Origin of the sequence: Yoonia sp., from assembly GCF_030731595.1 — a bacterium.
GTDB lineage: Bacteria > Pseudomonadota > Alphaproteobacteria > Rhodobacterales > Rhodobacteraceae > Yoonia.
The window spans coordinates 1-15,130 of sequence record NZ_JANQTS010000076.1 but is presented as its reverse complement, the minus strand read 5'-3'; the positions used below and the strand labels follow the sequence as shown (position 1 = coordinate 15,130).

The 15,130-nt window shown below is 58.4% G+C and carries 16 protein-coding genes; 9 read left to right on the top strand and 7 right to left on the bottom strand.

The window, feature by feature from the left end:
* Nucleotides 1-52: 52 nt before the first annotated feature.
* A complete protein-coding gene (locus NWQ23_RS08480) occupies nucleotides 53-856 on the bottom strand; it encodes a phytanoyl-CoA dioxygenase family protein (RefSeq protein ID WP_306165851.1) in 804 nt (267 codons plus the stop codon).
* A 79-nt stretch (nucleotides 857-935) separates the two neighbouring features.
* Entirely contained in the window at nucleotides 936-1,883 is a 948-nt protein-coding gene (locus NWQ23_RS08475; RefSeq protein ID WP_306165850.1) for a DUF808 domain-containing protein, read from the bottom strand.
* A 208-nt stretch (nucleotides 1,884-2,091) separates the two neighbouring features.
* On the opposite strand from NWQ23_RS08475, the gene gap (NWQ23_RS08470) reads away from it, so the two are divergent.
* The 5 genes from gap (NWQ23_RS08470) (at nucleotide 2,092) to NWQ23_RS08450 (ending at nucleotide 6,733) form a co-directional block, all read left to right on the top strand.
* The gene (gene gap / locus NWQ23_RS08470) at nucleotides 2,092-3,093 is read left to right on the top strand and encodes a type I glyceraldehyde-3-phosphate dehydrogenase (protein ID WP_306165848.1); all 1,002 of its coding nucleotides are present in this window, start codon (nucleotides 2,092-2,094) and stop codon (nucleotides 3,091-3,093) included.
* 72 nt (nucleotides 3,094-3,165) lie between these two features.
* Complete coding sequence (locus tag NWQ23_RS08465) at nucleotides 3,166-3,309, top strand: hypothetical protein (RefSeq protein WP_306165847.1); 144 nt, start codon at nucleotides 3,166-3,168, stop codon at nucleotides 3,307-3,309.
* A 75-nt stretch (nucleotides 3,310-3,384) separates the two neighbouring features.
* Nucleotides 3,385-4,386 (top strand): type I glyceraldehyde-3-phosphate dehydrogenase, encoded by a 1,002-nt coding sequence (gene gap, locus NWQ23_RS08460; RefSeq protein WP_306165846.1) that lies wholly within the window; start codon nucleotides 3,385-3,387, stop codon nucleotides 4,384-4,386.
* A 109-nt stretch (nucleotides 4,387-4,495) separates the two neighbouring features.
* Nucleotides 4,496-6,433, top strand: coding sequence for an acyltransferase family protein (locus NWQ23_RS08455; protein ID WP_306165845.1), 1,938 nt, complete (start codon nucleotides 4,496-4,498; stop codon nucleotides 6,431-6,433).
* A 141-nt stretch (nucleotides 6,434-6,574) separates the two neighbouring features.
* Nucleotides 6,575-6,733: a hypothetical protein gene (locus tag NWQ23_RS08450; protein ID WP_306165844.1), complete on the top strand. Its 159-nt coding sequence runs from the start codon at nucleotides 6,575-6,577 to the stop codon at nucleotides 6,731-6,733.
* Nucleotides 6,734-6,778: 45 nt separating this feature from the next.
* Here NWQ23_RS08450 and NWQ23_RS08445 read toward each other — a convergent pair whose 3' ends face one another.
* The 4 genes from NWQ23_RS08445 to NWQ23_RS08430 all read right to left on the bottom strand — a co-directional run bounded on the left by NWQ23_RS08445 (nucleotide 6,779) and on the right by NWQ23_RS08430 (nucleotide 9,486).
* Complete coding sequence (locus tag NWQ23_RS08445; RefSeq protein ID WP_306165843.1) at nucleotides 6,779-7,555, bottom strand: alpha/beta hydrolase; 777 nt, start codon at nucleotides 7,553-7,555, stop codon at nucleotides 6,779-6,781.
* A complete protein-coding gene (coaD, locus tag NWQ23_RS08440) occupies nucleotides 7,552-8,046 on the bottom strand; it encodes a pantetheine-phosphate adenylyltransferase (RefSeq protein ID WP_306165842.1) in 495 nt (164 codons plus the stop codon). The genes NWQ23_RS08445 and coaD overlap by 4 nt, the downstream gene beginning before the upstream one ends.
* Before the next feature lie 65 nt (nucleotides 8,047-8,111).
* Nucleotides 8,112-8,546, bottom strand: coding sequence for a CBS domain-containing protein (locus NWQ23_RS08435; protein WP_306165841.1), 435 nt, complete (start codon nucleotides 8,544-8,546; stop codon nucleotides 8,112-8,114).
* Nucleotides 8,547-8,583: 37 nt separating this feature from the next.
* Nucleotides 8,584-9,486 carry a LysR family transcriptional regulator gene (locus tag NWQ23_RS08430; protein ID WP_306165840.1) on the bottom strand — a complete coding sequence of 301 codons (903 nt, stop codon included), beginning with the start codon at nucleotides 9,484-9,486 and terminating at the stop codon, nucleotides 8,584-8,586.
* A 96-nt stretch (nucleotides 9,487-9,582) separates the two neighbouring features.
* Here NWQ23_RS08430 and NWQ23_RS08425 point away from each other — a divergent pair, with 96 nt between their 5' ends.
* Nucleotides 9,583-11,082 (top strand): CoA-acylating methylmalonate-semialdehyde dehydrogenase, encoded by a 1,500-nt coding sequence (locus NWQ23_RS08425; protein WP_306165839.1) that lies wholly within the window; start codon nucleotides 9,583-9,585, stop codon nucleotides 11,080-11,082.
* 2 nt (nucleotides 11,083-11,084) lie between these two features.
* Here the strand turns inward: NWQ23_RS08425 and NWQ23_RS08420 are convergent, their stop codons facing one another.
* The gene (locus tag NWQ23_RS08420) at nucleotides 11,085-11,939 is read right to left on the bottom strand and encodes a hypothetical protein (RefSeq protein WP_306165838.1); all 855 of its coding nucleotides are present in this window, start codon (nucleotides 11,937-11,939) and stop codon (nucleotides 11,085-11,087) included.
* Between the two features lie 145 nt (nucleotides 11,940-12,084).
* On the opposite strand from NWQ23_RS08420, the gene NWQ23_RS08415 reads away from it, so the two are divergent.
* Genes NWQ23_RS08415 through mmsB form a run of 3 tightly spaced genes read left to right on the top strand, consistent with a single transcriptional unit; the run spans nucleotide 12,085 to nucleotide 15,124 of the window.
* Nucleotides 12,085-13,221 (top strand): acyl-CoA dehydrogenase family protein, encoded by a 1,137-nt coding sequence (locus NWQ23_RS08415; RefSeq protein WP_306165837.1) that lies wholly within the window; start codon nucleotides 12,085-12,087, stop codon nucleotides 13,219-13,221.
* The gene (locus tag NWQ23_RS08410) at nucleotides 13,218-14,261 is read left to right on the top strand and encodes an enoyl-CoA hydratase/isomerase family protein (protein WP_306165836.1); all 1,044 of its coding nucleotides are present in this window, start codon (nucleotides 13,218-13,220) and stop codon (nucleotides 14,259-14,261) included. The genes NWQ23_RS08415 and NWQ23_RS08410 overlap by 4 nt, the downstream gene beginning before the upstream one ends.
* Complete coding sequence (gene mmsB, locus NWQ23_RS08405) at nucleotides 14,258-15,124, top strand: 3-hydroxyisobutyrate dehydrogenase (RefSeq protein ID WP_306165835.1); 867 nt, start codon at nucleotides 14,258-14,260, stop codon at nucleotides 15,122-15,124. Before NWQ23_RS08410 ends, mmsB begins: the two co-directional genes overlap by 4 nt.
* Nucleotides 15,125-15,130: the final 6 nt, after the last annotated feature.

Sequence of the window (15,130 nt, the reverse complement as noted above, 5' to 3'; positions counted from 1 at the left end):
TGGGCTCAAAGCCGCCGTTCGCTGCGTAGCAGCCCGATCTGCCAACCCTTTATCATCCCTCCCGCCTGAACAGCACCGGAAACCAGTCTTCCCGCAGTTTCTGCCCCGGCACCATGTCATGCCCCGGAAAAGGTGGCGATGTGGGCCCCGGACGCTGCACATAGCGGGCATCATCCCCCAGCAAACGCAACGAAAAGGCACGGCGGCGCTGGTCTGTCTCATTGCCGCGTGCGCCATGCAGGATGCGATAGTCAAAGGCCACGGCATCACCCGGCTCCATATCGAACTCGACGATTTCCATCCCTTCTGCGTCTGGATCAGGGACAGGCATGAATTCGGCTTCATCGGGATAGAAATTCGTCTCTGACAACCAGCGGGTCGGCAGGACGGCACGCGGCCACTTATGCGAGCCCACAACACAGCGCAGCGAGGCCGCACGCACCGGATCAAGCGGCGACCAAAAGCTGACGGTCTGCTGCCCTTCGACAAAGTAATAGGGGCTGTCCTGATGCCACGGTGTGGGTTTGGATGTGCCCGGTTCTTTTACCAGCACATGATCGTGGAACATCTGGCAGCTTTGCGATCGCATCAGATCGGCGGCGACTTCAGCGGCAGGTGAATTGCGGGCCGCGTCTTCGAAAGGGGCAATCCGATTCCAGTTGCAATAGTCATCGAAAAAGCGGCCCTTGTCGCCTTCGCGCAGGTTCTCGGCAGCATAGGGGCCGGGCTCTGCCATATTGATGGCGATGCCTTCGCGCAGGTCTTCGACCCAATCGGCAAACAGACCTTTGACCAGCACAACACCGTCGCGCTGATAGGTTTCCACATGGTCTTGGGTGATGAGCGCGTGCATGATGACTGCCTCCTTTGACTGTCGCGACCCTAAGAGGGCGCAGCGCGATTCGACAACCGACAAAGCGGCAGCGAAGGCCGCGCTAGCCAGGCATGACCCGGTGCCAGAGCGGCGTGATGATCCGCGTGCCGACCGGCACCAACAGCAAACCCAGCACGAGCCCAAGAATCCCGTCCATGCCAGCCGTCGCCACCCATTCGGCAGCGGCCCGTGCCGGTTCCGGCACGACATGGGCCGCAGCAACAGCCCAATCATGGATGTGGTGGCCCAGCCAGACGAAACCCAACTCTTCCAGTCCGTGAATGATGATCGAGCCACCCACCCAAAGCATCGCAGCGGTACCGACCCAAGTCAGCACCAGCAAAAAGCCCGGCATCCCTGCCACAATCGCGCGCCCGAGGCGTCGCGTCGTCCGCAGGCGCCCGCGTGCTGCCATGGCAAGCCCCAGATCATCGGCTTTCACGATCAACGCGACCGCACCATAAACCAGCGCCGTTATCCCCACCGCAACCACCGCCAGCACCACGGCTTGCTCCCACAGGCTTGGGGCATCAATCGCGGCCAAGGCGATTGTCATGATTTCGGCAGAAAGGATGAAATCCGTCTTGATCGCGCCTTGCACCTTCGCCTCTTCAAGGTGGGCAGGATCATCCTGTGTAACAGCCTGGGCCTTCGGCCCGTGAAACGCATGCAGGATCTTTTCAGCCCCTTCGAAGCACAGATAGGCCCCGCCCAGCATGAGCAAAATCGGAATGAGCCATGGGGCAAATGCCGACAAGGCCAGACCTGCGGGCAAGAGAATGACAAGCTTGTTGCGGATCGACCCCAGCGCGATGCGGCCCACAATCGGCAGCTCCCGCTCTGCGGAAAAACCTTGGACATATTTCGGAGTGACCGCGGCATCGTCAATCAAGGCACCGGCGGCCTGCGCACCCGCATTTGTCGCTTGTCCGATCACGTCATCAACCGAGGCTGCCGCAACTTTGGCAATCGCTGCAACGTCATCCAGCAGGGCCAACAATCCACTCATGAGTCTTTTCCCTGATTCTTTCGCCGCGCGTCAGCTTAGCATGACTATCACCGCAGCCGCCTGTTGGCGCAAACGGTTAGCGTTAACCGGCTGATTCTGCCAACCGTTATCGTTAACATATTGAGAAATTGAGATTTTTCCCTTTTATCGCCCGCGCATACACCCGTATACCACCCATAACCATGCGGGATGACAAAGGAACGCTGACATGACGATCACCATCGGGATTAACGGGTTTGGACGGATTGGCCGCTGTACTTTGGCCCATATCACCGAGGCCGGGCGCAACGATGTGCAGGTGGTCAAGATCAACGCGACCGGGCCGATTGAAACAAACGCGCATCTTTTGAAATACGACAGCGTGCATGGCCGTTTCGGGCATCCGGTCAAGGTGAACGGCAGGACGCTGGACCTTGGGCGTGGTCCGATTGATGTGATGTCCACCTATGATCCGGCAGAACTGGATTGGGAGGGTGTGGATGTCGTGCTGGAATGTACCGGCAAATTCAACGATGGCCATAAATCAAGCATCCATCTGGAACGCGGCGCCAAAAAGGTCCTGATCTCTGCCCCGGCAAAGAATGTCGACCGCACGGTTGTTTACGGCGTGAACCATCGCGCGTTGCTGGCGACGGAAAAAATGGTGTCCAACGGGTCCTGCACGACAAACTGCCTCGCCCCGCTTGCCAAGGTCCTGAACGACGCCATCGGGATCGAGCGCGGGATCATGACGACGATCCACAGCTATACAGGCGACCAGCCAACGCTGGACCGGCGGCACGATGACCTGTACCGCGCACGCGCCGCAGCGATGGCAATGATCCCGACCTCGACTGGCGCTGCCAAAGCCTTGGGCGAGGTCCTGCCCGAACTGGCAGGCAAGCTGGATGGGACCGCGATCCGCGTCCCGACCCCCAATGTAAGCGCTGTCGATCTGACATTCGAAGCTGCAAAATCCGTCACCGTCGCCGACGTGAACGCCATTATGGCCGAGGCCGCTGGCGGCTATATGGGCATGGTCATGGCCTATGACGACGAGGCCAAAGTCAGCATCGACTTCAACCACACGACACAAAGCTGCATCTTTGCACCTGACCAGACCAAAGTTGTCGGCGGCAAGACCGTGCGCGTTCTGGCATGGTACGACAACGAATGGGGCTTTTCGGCACGCATGGCGGATGTGGCGGCGACGATGGGCCGGTTGCACTAGCCAACAATGCGTCTCGCAGGGTTTGCGCGCAGAACAGTTTGCATTTTTGGCGCGCCCCGCTAGACCAAGGCTATGACAAATACCATTGCCCTCTGTCTTGGATTGTTGCTGCTCGCGCTTTTCGCTTTCGATTACGCGCAATACGATCTGGCAAATGCGTTGTTTCTGTCGCGCAAGTTTATGGATCTGATCGAATGGATGGCCTTCTGGCGCTAAAGGCGATCAAAGGTTGACCTTTTGCGATAAATCGCAATGTTAGCGCCAACATTGACCCCTTCAGGAGGACATACCATGGCCGTCAAAGTAGCTATCAACGGATTTGGCCGTATTGGCCGCAACGTGCTGCGTGCGATCATCGAAAGCGGACGCACCGATATCGAGGTCGTGGCCATCAACGATCTTGGGCCAGTTGAAACCAACGCCCATCTTTTGCGCTTTGACAGCGTGCACGGGCGCTTTCCGGCGACTGTGACGACCACGCAGACGACCATCGACGTGGGCCGTGGCCCCATCGAAGTCACCGCGATCCGCAACCCAGCCGATCTGCCATGGGCGCATGTGGATGTGGTCATGGAATGCACCGGTATCTTTACATCAAAAGAGGCCTGTCAGGCGCATCTGGACAATGGAGCAAGCCGCGTTCTGATCTCTGCCCCGGGGAAAGACGCTGATAAAACAATCGTTTACGGCGTGAACGACAAGGTTCTGACCAGTGCGGACATCGTGGTCTCCAACGCCTCCTGCACGACAAATTGCCTGTCCCCTGTGGCGAAGGTCCTGAACGATGCCGTCGGCATCACCAAAGGCTTCATGACAACGATCCACAGCTACACCGGCGACCAGCCCACGCTGGATACGATGCACAAGGACCTTTACCGCGCACGTGCGGCTGCCTTGTCGATGATCCCCACCTCGACCGGTGCCGCCAAGGCCGTAGGTCTGGTTCTACCCGAATTGAACGGCAAGTTGGACGGCGTGGCGATCCGCGTACCCACACCCAATGTTTCGGTCGTTGACCTGACATTCGAAGCGGCCAGAGCAACGACCGTCGAAGAAGTGAACAACGCCATCATCGCCGCCGCTGATGGCCCGTTGAAAGGGATTTTGGGCTACACCGACCTGCCTTTGGTCAGTTCAGACTTCAACCACGACCCACATTCCTCGATTTTCCACCTCGACCAAACCAAGGTGCTGGACGGCAATATGGTCCGCATTCTGACATGGTACGACAACGAGTGGGGCTTCTCCAACCGGATGAGCGACACGGCTGTTGCCATGGGCAAACTGATCTAACAGCCCATTAGACGCTGGCAGGCCCCGCGCCTGCCAGACTCGTATTTGTTGCCGCATTTGGGTGGAAATGCTAGCGATGCTTATAGGCATCGTCGGCAGGAAAAAAAACGTGCAATACAGAGACGACATTGATGGGTTACGCGCCGTCGCTGTTATCTTGATTGTTTTCTATCATCTGAATTTGAATGCCGTCCCCGGTGGCTTTATCGGGGTTGATGTTTTTTTCGTCATCAGCGGCTATCTCATCACGACCGTGATACTGCGCGAGAGCGCGGCAAACAGTTTTTCTTATCGCAGCTTTTACATGAGGCGCTTGCGGCGGCTGGGACCGGCCCTTTTGGCAACAGTCGCCCTGACACTTGCTGCGGCATGGTTTCTGTTTCCGCCGGCCATGTTGCAGACCACCGGACAATCCGCCTTGGCCACAATTTTCTCGGTCAGCAATATCTATTTCTGGCAGGAAACCGGCTATTTCGATCTGGCCGCTGACTACAAGCCGTTGTTGCACACATGGTCGCTGGCCGTCGAGGAACAGTTCTATTTGATCTGGCCTGCGCTGCTCTTGATTGGGGCGCGCTTTTTGTCACGAAACGGTCTGCTGATCGGCATTGCGATACTGAGCGTCATCAGCCTTTTGGCAAGCCAAGCACTTATCGGCAAGCAATCGTCAGTTGCATTCTACATGACGCCATTTCGCATGTTTGAATTCGCGGTCGGTATCATCCTTGCCATCACAGGCTGGCAAGCGCGTAACAGAACAATCGCTGAACTTTCATCCCTCTTTGGCTTGATGATCATCTTGTTCGTGGCAACCAGGCTGGAGGAAACCAGTCCGTTCCCGGGCATAAACGCCGCGATACCCGCTCTTGCTGCGGGACTACTGATCTACGCAGGTCCGAACGCGGTCATGAACAGGGTCATCGCTCTTGGGCCTGTCCGCTACATCGGGCAGATCAGTTACTCGGTCTATCTCGTGCACTGGCCGATATCGGTGTTCTACCTGTTTCTTTTTCGTCCTGCAGAGTCGGTGCCGCAGATCCTTGTCTTGCTGGCGGTCATGCTTATTGCAGGAGCGTTGATGTATCACACGATCGAGACGCCCTTTCGCCGCAAGTCCGCAAACAGGTTCGTGATCTCTTCACAAGCCTTGGGCTGGTCGAGTGCGCTCGTTGCTATCGTCCTGAGCCTGACAAGTTGGCAAATACATCGCGAAAAGGGCTACCCCGCGCGTTTCGAAGCAGAGATGGCTGAAATGCTTGCGGAACTGGCGGCGGCGATTGAAGACCGGGCACATGCGACCGGCGAATGGGACTGCAACGCAAGCGACAATTCTGTCGATGTCTATTTTTCGGAATTCGAAAACTGTGTGTCTCGGGGGCCGGACCGCGCCATTGTTGTATTGGGCGACAGCCACGCAGCAGATGTATTTGTTGGTCTCAAGGCAGCTTATCCCGACCGCAGCTTTGTGCAACTGACTGGAAACGGTTGCAACTTTTCATGGCAGGTGGATGGCGGGGTCTTTTGCCGCCCCTTCGAAGAACACTGGAGCAGGTGGCTCAAAGAGAACGCCGATCGCATTGATGCCGTGATCTATTCTCAATCGCGTGGCTCACTGTTTTCCAAAGCAGCCTATGGGCTGGATGTTCCTGACACGGCGTCCTTTGCCCCATTGAACGAGAGATTGATGCAATTCAAGGTCGATGACGTGCCTCTTATCTTTTGGGGGCCGCGCCCTGCATTTCAGCCTACGATCGACATTGCTATCGTCCGCAGCGAAACGAGAGAGAAGCTCAGCACCTATTTCAGCGACACCGACTATGGGGCCGATGTCTTGCTTGATGCAGAACTCCTCAAGTTTTTTGCGAATACGCCTGTTCACTATGTTTCAAGCGTCCAACCCTTGTGCAAGACGACCTGCCCCACATTGACCAAGGACAACCAACTCTATGTTGTCGATTTTGCCCATTGGTCCGTACCCGGTGCAATCGAGGCGGTCAGAACCGTTGTTGGTTCGGACCCTGTCCTGCAATCCATTTTGCACAATTAGGCGTCATTCAGCGAACAGACCGCGCTTTGCCATGCCACAGATGCATAGCCGCTAGCGCTAACTGTCAGTTGTGCTGCGACGCAGCATGGCTAGATATGGGTCAAGACAAATGAAACGCGTCAACCAAAAAGGAGCACGCACATGACCGTACTGAACGCAGTCCGCACCGCCGTTGAAAAGCGCGTGGCCTATAGCCGCCTCAAGCATGAACTGGCCTCGATGCCGCAGGAAACAGCCATCGACCTTGGCATGTTCCGTGAAGATGCCGGCAAGATTGCAAGCAAGGCAATCTACGGCTAAGCCACTGAGATAAAACAACAAGCGCCGCTCCTTTCGGGGGCGGCTTTATTGTTTCAAGACCTCTTCAAGAAACCCGTCAATACGCTCTCGATACCCACGCTGACCCGCCAGATTGTTGTGGGTCGCCCCATCGACCGGGTAAAACGTGACAGGCAATCCTGCCGCCTCCAGCAGTCCGGCCAGACGCCTGCCGTTGTCCATCGGGATCAGCTGATCCGCGGTGCCATGCTGGATCAGCACCGGGGCTGAGACTTTGGGGATCAAAGCCGCCGAGTCCCATTTCTGGACGCCGGGCAGATAGCACGCCGGCAACCACGAAGCCTTTGTCATCAATGCGCACATCCGCACATAGGGTGCATCCAACACAATGGCCGCCACAGAGCGTTCAGCGGCCACATGCAGGGCAAGCCCCGTTCCCATCGAATAGCCATGCACCACAATTGGCCCGTCGTGCCGTGCCGCCAACCAGTCATAGGCGGCAAGGGCATCAGCCTTCAGGCGCACTTCGGATGGTTTGCCTGCAATCCCGCCGCCGCCCGGATACTCCATCGCAACCAGCGTGCGATCCGCCGCAACATGGGCATCAAGACTAAAGGTGAAATAGGCCAGCGCACCGCCATTCCCCATAAAGAACAAGACCGCGGCCTCATCAGCCCCATCAGAGATAGCGAGCGCGACATTGCGCTCTGTGACCACGTCCTGGCGAAAGTCGGGATTGTCGAAAGGGTCAGGCCCAAAAGGATAGATGAACTGCGGATGTGCAAAGACCATGACGACGGCATAAAGCAGATAGGTCCCGACCAGCATCCAAAGCCAATTCAAGCGTCGAACCGTGCCCGCAGGGCGGTATTCACCGCAGGCGTCACGAATTTCGACACGTCACCGCCAAGGCGCGCGATCTCTTTGACCAGCTTGGATGCTATCGCCTGATGCTGTGCCTCGGCCATCAGAAAGACGGTCTCGATGCTGTTATCCAGCACACGGTTCATGCCAACCATCTGATATTCATACTCAAAATCCGCTACAGCACGCAGGCCGCGGATGATTATACCGGCCCCCACGTCGCGCGCGCAATCGATCAGAAGGTTCTCGAACGGATGCACGACAATCTCGCAGCCCGTTGCTGCACCGTTGGGAATGGCCTCTGCCTCGATCATTGCGACCCGTTCTTCAAGGGTGAACAATGGCCCCTTGTCACGGTTGATCGCGACGCCGATCACCAGACGATCCACAAGCGAGCAGGCCCGCCTGATAATGTCGATATGCCCATGCGTAACCGGGTCAAATGTACCGGGGTAAAGTCCTACGCGCATGGTGCCCTCGTCTGTCCTGCCTGAGCGCCAAGCAACATCATTGCGCGGCGGATTGCAAGAACAGCCTAATTGCCCATGATCATGCCTTCGAGCGCATCACGCTCCATTGCCAGTTCCGCCAGGCGGCCTTTGACGGCGTCACCGATAGAAATCAGGCCGATCATCCTGCCCTCCTCCATCACCGGCACATGGCGGAAACGGCCATCGGTCATCACCTCAAGCACCTCCAGCAATGTGTCAGAGGGCTTGCAGGTCACAAGCTTGGACGTCATCAACGCACTGACCGGATCAGAAAGGCAGGCCGGACCACGCTTGCCCAATTCACGCACGATATCGCGTTCGGACAAAATCCCGTCAAGGGATTCACCGTCGCCCGAAACGACAACAGTCCCGATCCGGTGCTCTGACAACAGCTTGGCCGCATCAATCACCATCGACGACGGTTTGACCGATATGACACCCACATCAGGCTTCGACTTTAGCATCTGTGAAACAATCATGTCCGTCTCCTCCGGTACCTCTGGGAATTGGAGCGTCTCAAATCACAGGGCGCGCTGTCAAGCGTGCCGTGTGTTCCAGCAGCGCCACCTCGGCCTGCATCCCGCTTTTCAAGGCTGCGGCAAAGCGGCTGAGCCTGTCGGAATGACGGTCAGAGGTATGCCGTACAAGATAGAAAGACCGTGTCAAAGCAACCTGATCGGTCAATACCTGACAGAGCTCAGGCGCAAAGGGCAAAGCGAAATCATGCACAATCCCGATCCCTGCTTGCCGGATCATCTGCAACTGCACAGCAACCGAGTTCGAGGCCATCTGCACACCCGACGCGCCCAATGCGCCCAGATAATCCAGTTCCTTGTCAAAAATCATGTCGGGGATATAGCCCACAATCGGGCGACCCTTGAGGTCTGAGAGCGAGGTCAAAGGCGGCGCATCGGTGCGTGTCGCCAGATGCAGCTGATAATCTGTGATCTTTTGTACTGTCAGCCGCCCCGCAGCGGGCGGGCTGACAGTAATCGCCATATCAGCCTCGCGCCGCGACAGGTTCACCACGCGCGGCAGGGCCAGGATTTGCACCTCTAGATCGGGGTTTTCGGCCTGAATCGCGGCGCAGACCTGCGGCAGCAGGAAATTCGCAGCCCCATCCGGCGCACCAATCCTGATTTGTCCGGTCAGGCCCGCTGACGCCCCCTGCCCTTCGTCCAAGGCGCGCGCCAGAGAAACCTCTGCCTCGGCGGCGCGGTCGCGCATGCGTTCGCCCAAATCCGTCAGCGCGTAGCCTTGCGGCGATTTGACAAAAAGTGCCGCACCAAGCGCCCGCTCCAACCGCACAATCCGGCGGCCCAGCGTTGAAGGGTCCATTTTGAGGACAGGTGCCGCACCTGAAAGCCCCTCGGCCCGTGCGACCGCAAGAAAGACCCGCATGTCATCCCAATTATCCATAGCATCCTTGCATTTATGCAAAATGGTTTTGGTATATTCATTCTTTTACATTGAAAAATGCAAGCCTATAGTCTGCGCAAATCTCAGGAGGATCCCATGAAAGAGCTCACCCACTATATCGGCGGCGCGCACGTCAAAGGCACGTCTGGCCGTTTTGCAGATGTCTACAACCCCGCTACCGGCGAAGTGCAGGCCAAGGTGCCGCTCGCCAACGAGGCCGAGATGGCACATGCGGTCGAAATCGCAGCCAAAGCCCAGCCCGCATGGGCCGCTGTAAACCCACAGCGCCGGGCACGTGTCATGATGGCCATGGTCGGCCTTTTGAACCGCGACATGGACAAACTGGCAGAAGCGCTCAGCCGCGAACACGGCAAGACCCTGCCCGACGCCAAAGGCGACGTGATCCGTGGTCTTGAAGTGGTGGAATACTGCATCGGTGCACCGCAACTGCTCAAAGGGGAGTTCACCGATAGTGCTGGCCCCGGCATTGATATGTATTCGATGAAACAGGCGCTTGGCGTCACTGCTGGCATCACACCTTTCAACTTTCCCGCGATGATCCCGATGTGGATGTTTGCGCCCGCGATCGCCTGCGGCAACGCCTTTATCCTCAAACCTTCCGAGCGTGATCCCTCTGTGCCGCTGATGCTGGCCGAATTGATGGAAGAAGCGGGCCTGCCCAAAGGGATCCTGCAAGTCGTCAACGGCGACAAGGAAGCCGTCGATGCGATCCTGTACAATGACACGATCCAGTCGGTCGGCTTTGTGGGGTCCACTCCGATTGCGGAATATATCTATGGCACCGGCTGTGCGCAGGGCAAACGCGTGCAGTGTTTTGGTGGCGCGAAAAACCACATGATCATCATGCCCGATGCCGATATGGATCAGGCGGCTGACGCGCTGGTCGGTGCAGGCTATGGTGCGGCCGGTGAACGCTGCATGGCGATTTCGGTTGCTGTGGCTGTCGGCGACGATACCGCGGATCGCCTTCTTGAAAAACTCGTGCCCAAGGTCGAGGCGCTGAAGGTCGGCCCTTATACCGCTGGCAATGACGTGGATTATGGCCCCGTTGTCACCGCGGCAGCCAAGGCAAACATCGGCCGTCTGGTGCAGACAGGCATCGACCAAGGCGCGAAACTGGTGGTCGACGGGCGCAACTTCAACCTGCAAGGCTATGAGGACGGCTTCTTTGTCGGTCCGCACCTGTTCGACAACGTCACCAAGGACATGGACATCTACAAGACCGAAATCTTCGGCCCGGTCCTGTCCACCATCCGTGCCAAAACCTACGAAGAGGCGCTTGGCCTTGCGATGGACCACGAATACGGCAACGGGACCGCGATCTTTACCCGCGATGGCGACACCGCCCGCGATTTCGCGGCGCGCGTCAACATCGGCATGGTGGGCATCAACGTGCCGATCCCTGTGCCGCTGGCCTATCACACCTTTGGCGGCTGGAAGAAATCCATGTTCGGTGACCTCAACCAGCACGGGCCCGATGCGTTCAAGTTCTACACACGGACCAAGACCGTCACATCGCGCTGGCCCTCGGGGATCAAAGAAGGCGGCGAATTCTCCATTCCGTTGATGGAGTAACGTCAGCCGAGCATCTTGGTGATGTAGTGGGCGACAGGAGACGCAAGTTCTGCCCCTGCCCAATAGGACCCGTGTGAAAGCGGGTCCCATCCGGAACTGACCGGCGTGCCCAGATGGATAGGGACGTCGCGCAGGTGACGGTTTGCAACCATCTGCGCATAAAGCGGTGCGGCGGAGCCCATGGGATAGGCCATGATGTCCTGTTTGTCATAAAAGTTCTGCCACCATGTTGTCATCTGAGCCGCTTGCGGCAAAGCATCACCGGGATAGCTGATCGGCACCACCTTTTGCGGGGGATAGGCAAAGAGGAAGATGGGAATATTGCAGCCAAAGGTCATCAGGCCGGCCACCGTGCGCATATTCTGCAAGGGGGACGCAAAGCGCCCCTTTGCGACACGCAACCGGAACTGCTGCAAATCGTAGATGTAGTTGGACATGATATGCCCACCCAAGGAATGCGCCAAAATCAAGACCTGCCCGTCCGGCCCGATCTGATCTTCCAGACTGCGCATCGCAACCTCGATCCGCGCATGGATCTGTTCATAGACGGAGGCGGCCCCATCCGCCGTCTTGCGGTAGGCCGCCGCATCCGACAAGGCAGACAAGACAAATTCACGCGCCGCATCGGCGCTGGTCTTGTCCCTGATCGTGTTGAAATAGGCTTGCTGGCGGCCGCGAATAATGTCGGACCAGATCACCTCTCTCCACACGACGTTGGCAGCGGCAGGACCCAGTTTTCCGGACACGCGCCGCCACATGCTATTCGAAAAGGTCAGTTGACTGACATCCCCGGCCGATACCCCAGTCTGGATATCAACCCCATGAATAACGATCACACCAATCTTTCGCGCAGCCACACCGAGCCCTTTCAAAGTTGCAGGCACTGTGGACGCACAAAGATAATCAATTGCTAACAGCAATGGGAATTTTAAACCGCTTGTCATCGCGTCCAAAGCGCTCGACATTGCATCAAACCTTGCAACAACCAGCGAAAGCACCGTCATGGACTTCGCCCTGACCGAAGAACAAAACGCCATCTTCGAAATGGCCCATGCTTTCGGGCAAGAGCATATCGCCCCCTTTGCACGCGCTTGGGAGGCCCAAGGCACAATCCCGAAAACACTTTGGACCGACCTTGCAGCATTGGGGTTCGGGGGGCTTTATGTGAGCGAAGCCAAAGGCGGCGCTGGCCTGTCACGGCTTGATGCCACGCTGGTTTTCGAGGCGCTGTCGCAGTCCTGCGCCTCGGTTGCGGCCTTTCTGTCGATCCACAATATGTGCGCCAAAATGATCGAAACCTACGGGTCCGAGGCGCTTCAAGCCAAGCTGCTGGGCAAAGCCCTGCGGATGGAAGCCTTTCTGGCCTATTGCCTGACTGAACCCGGTTCTGGTTCGGACGCCGCTGCCCTGCGGACCAAGGCACTGGCGACCGACACCGGCTATGCGATGACAGGCACCAAGGCCTTTATTTCAGGGGGCGGCTATGCCGACGCCTATATCGTCATGGCGCGCACGGGCGGTGACGGCCCCGGCGGGATCAGCGCCATTGTGGTCGAAGACGGGGCCGCGGGCCTGTCATTTGGCGCGCCAGAGGACAAGATGGGCTGGCGGTCGCAACCGACACGGCAGGTACAGATGGACGATTGCCAGACGCCTGCGGAAAACCTGCTGGGGCAGCTGGGTCAAGGGTTCCGCTATGCCATGGCGGGGCTAGATGGCGGGCGGTTGAATATCGCGGCCTGTTCCATCGGAGCAGCGCAAGCGGCCCTGGACCAGACCCTTGCCTATATGAAGGAGCGCCACGCCTTTGGCCAATCCATCGACCAGTTTCAGGGGCTCCAATTCCGGCTGGCCGATATGGAAATCGCCCTGCAATCGGCGCGCATCTTTCTGCGGCAAGCAGCGTGGAAGCTTGATACCGGCGCGCCTGATGCAACCGCTTTCTGTGCCATGGCCAAAAAGCAGGCAACGGAAGTCGGCAGCATGGTCGCGGATGGCTGTCTGCAACTGCATGGCGGCTATGGCTATCTGGCCGACTATGGGATCGAAAAGATCGTGCGCGACCTGCGGGTGCATCAGATCCTTGAAGGGACGAACGAAATCATGCGGCTGATCACAGCGCGTCACCTGATCACATGACAGATATCCTTATCCGCAAAGACGGGCGTGCTGGCTGTATCACGCTGCACCGCCCACAGGCGCTGAATGCGCTGACATGGGAGATGTGCCTTGCGATCGAGGCAGCGCTGGACGATTGGCGCGCTGATCCGGATGTCGCAGTGGTCATCATCGATGGCGCAGGCGAGCGTGCCTTCTGCGCAGGCGGGGACATTGCCGAAATGTATGCCGCAGGCCAACGCGGTGATGCGGACTATGGACGGCGGTTCTGGCGGGACGAATACCGGTTAAATCGCAAGATCTTTCTCTATCCCAAACCTGTGGTGACTTTCCTGCACGGCTTTACCATGGGCGGCGGCGTCGGGGTGGGCTGCCATGCCAGCCACCGGATCGTCTGTGACAGCAGCCAGATTGCCATGCCGGAATGTGCGATCGGACTGGTGCCTGATGTGGGTGGCTCGCTTATGCTGGCACTTGCGCCGGGGCATCTGGGCACGTTTCTGGGGCTGACAGGGGACCGGATGGATGCCGCTGACGCGATCTTTGCAGGTTTCGCGGATCACTTTGTCGCACAAGACCACTGGGACCGGCTCAAGGCCCGTTTGATCGAGACCGGCGATCCTGCCGCGATTGCCGATCTGGCCCAACCTCCCGCTGACAGCCGCCTTGCCGCATGGCAAGCCGAGATTGACCCGATTTTCGCAGGCGCCCGCCTGGGCGATATCTACCGCGCGATGCCCGCAAGCCCCGGCCCTGCCGTGACCCACGCCCGCAAGCTGATGGCCCGTAACGCCCCCTTTGCCATGGCTTGCGCTGTCGAGATCATCCACCGTGTCCGCAACGGCTTGCGGATCGAGAATGCGCTGGATCAGGAATACCGCTACACCTTCCGCTGTGTGGCGCAGGGCGACTTTATCGAAGGCATCCGTGCGGCGATCATCGACCGCGACCGGCAACCCAAATGGCAACACGCGTCATGGGAGGATGTGCCTGCGCTGCAAGTCACACAGATGCTTTTGCCGCTGGGCAAGGACGGACTCAAATGGGAGGAAACACCATGAAAATCGGATTTATCGGGCTGGGCAATATGGGCGCGCCGATGGCGGCCAACCTTGCCAAATCGCATGATGTGACGGGGTTCGACACGATGGCTGCCCCAAAAGGGCTGGACCTTGCTGACAGCGCTGCCGCCGCCGCAAAGGACGCAGATGTCGTCATCACCATGCTGCCAAATGGCGACATCCTGCGCGCGGTCGCTGCCGAAATACATCCCGCCATGAAACAAGGGGCCATCCACCTCGACTGTTCCACCGTCGATGTGGCAACGGCGCGGGCGGTTGCGGCTGGCGCTGAAAGCTTGGGCTTGGGTGCCATTGACGCCCCGGTCTCGGGCGGGATCGGCGGAGCGACGCATGGCACGCTTACCTTTATGGCAGGCGGATCAGATCAGGCTTTCGGCACTGTCCTGCCCCTTTTCGACATCATGGGGCAAAAGGCGGTCCATTGCGGACCTGCGGGCAACGGGCAAGCCGCCAAGATCTGCAACAACATGATCCTTGGCGTAACCATGATCGCCACCTGCGAAGCCTTCGCGCTCGCTGATAAACTGGGGCTGGACCGGCAGGCGATGTTCGACGTGGTCAGCACCTCATCGGGGGCATCATGGAGTGTGAATGCCTATTGCCCTGCCCCCGGCATCGGGCCGCAAAGCCCTGCCGACAACGACTATAAACCCGGCTTTGCGGCGGAACTCATGCTCAAGGACCTCAACCTCAGCCAGATGGCCGCGATTGCGGCAGATGCCGATACGCCCATGGGCCAAGCGGCCCGCGACCTCTATGCGGCATTTGTCGAGGACGAGGACGGGCGCGGCAAAGACTTCTCTGCAATGCTGCCCCGGTTCGAGAAGCGGCACCGCAGCTAGATTTCA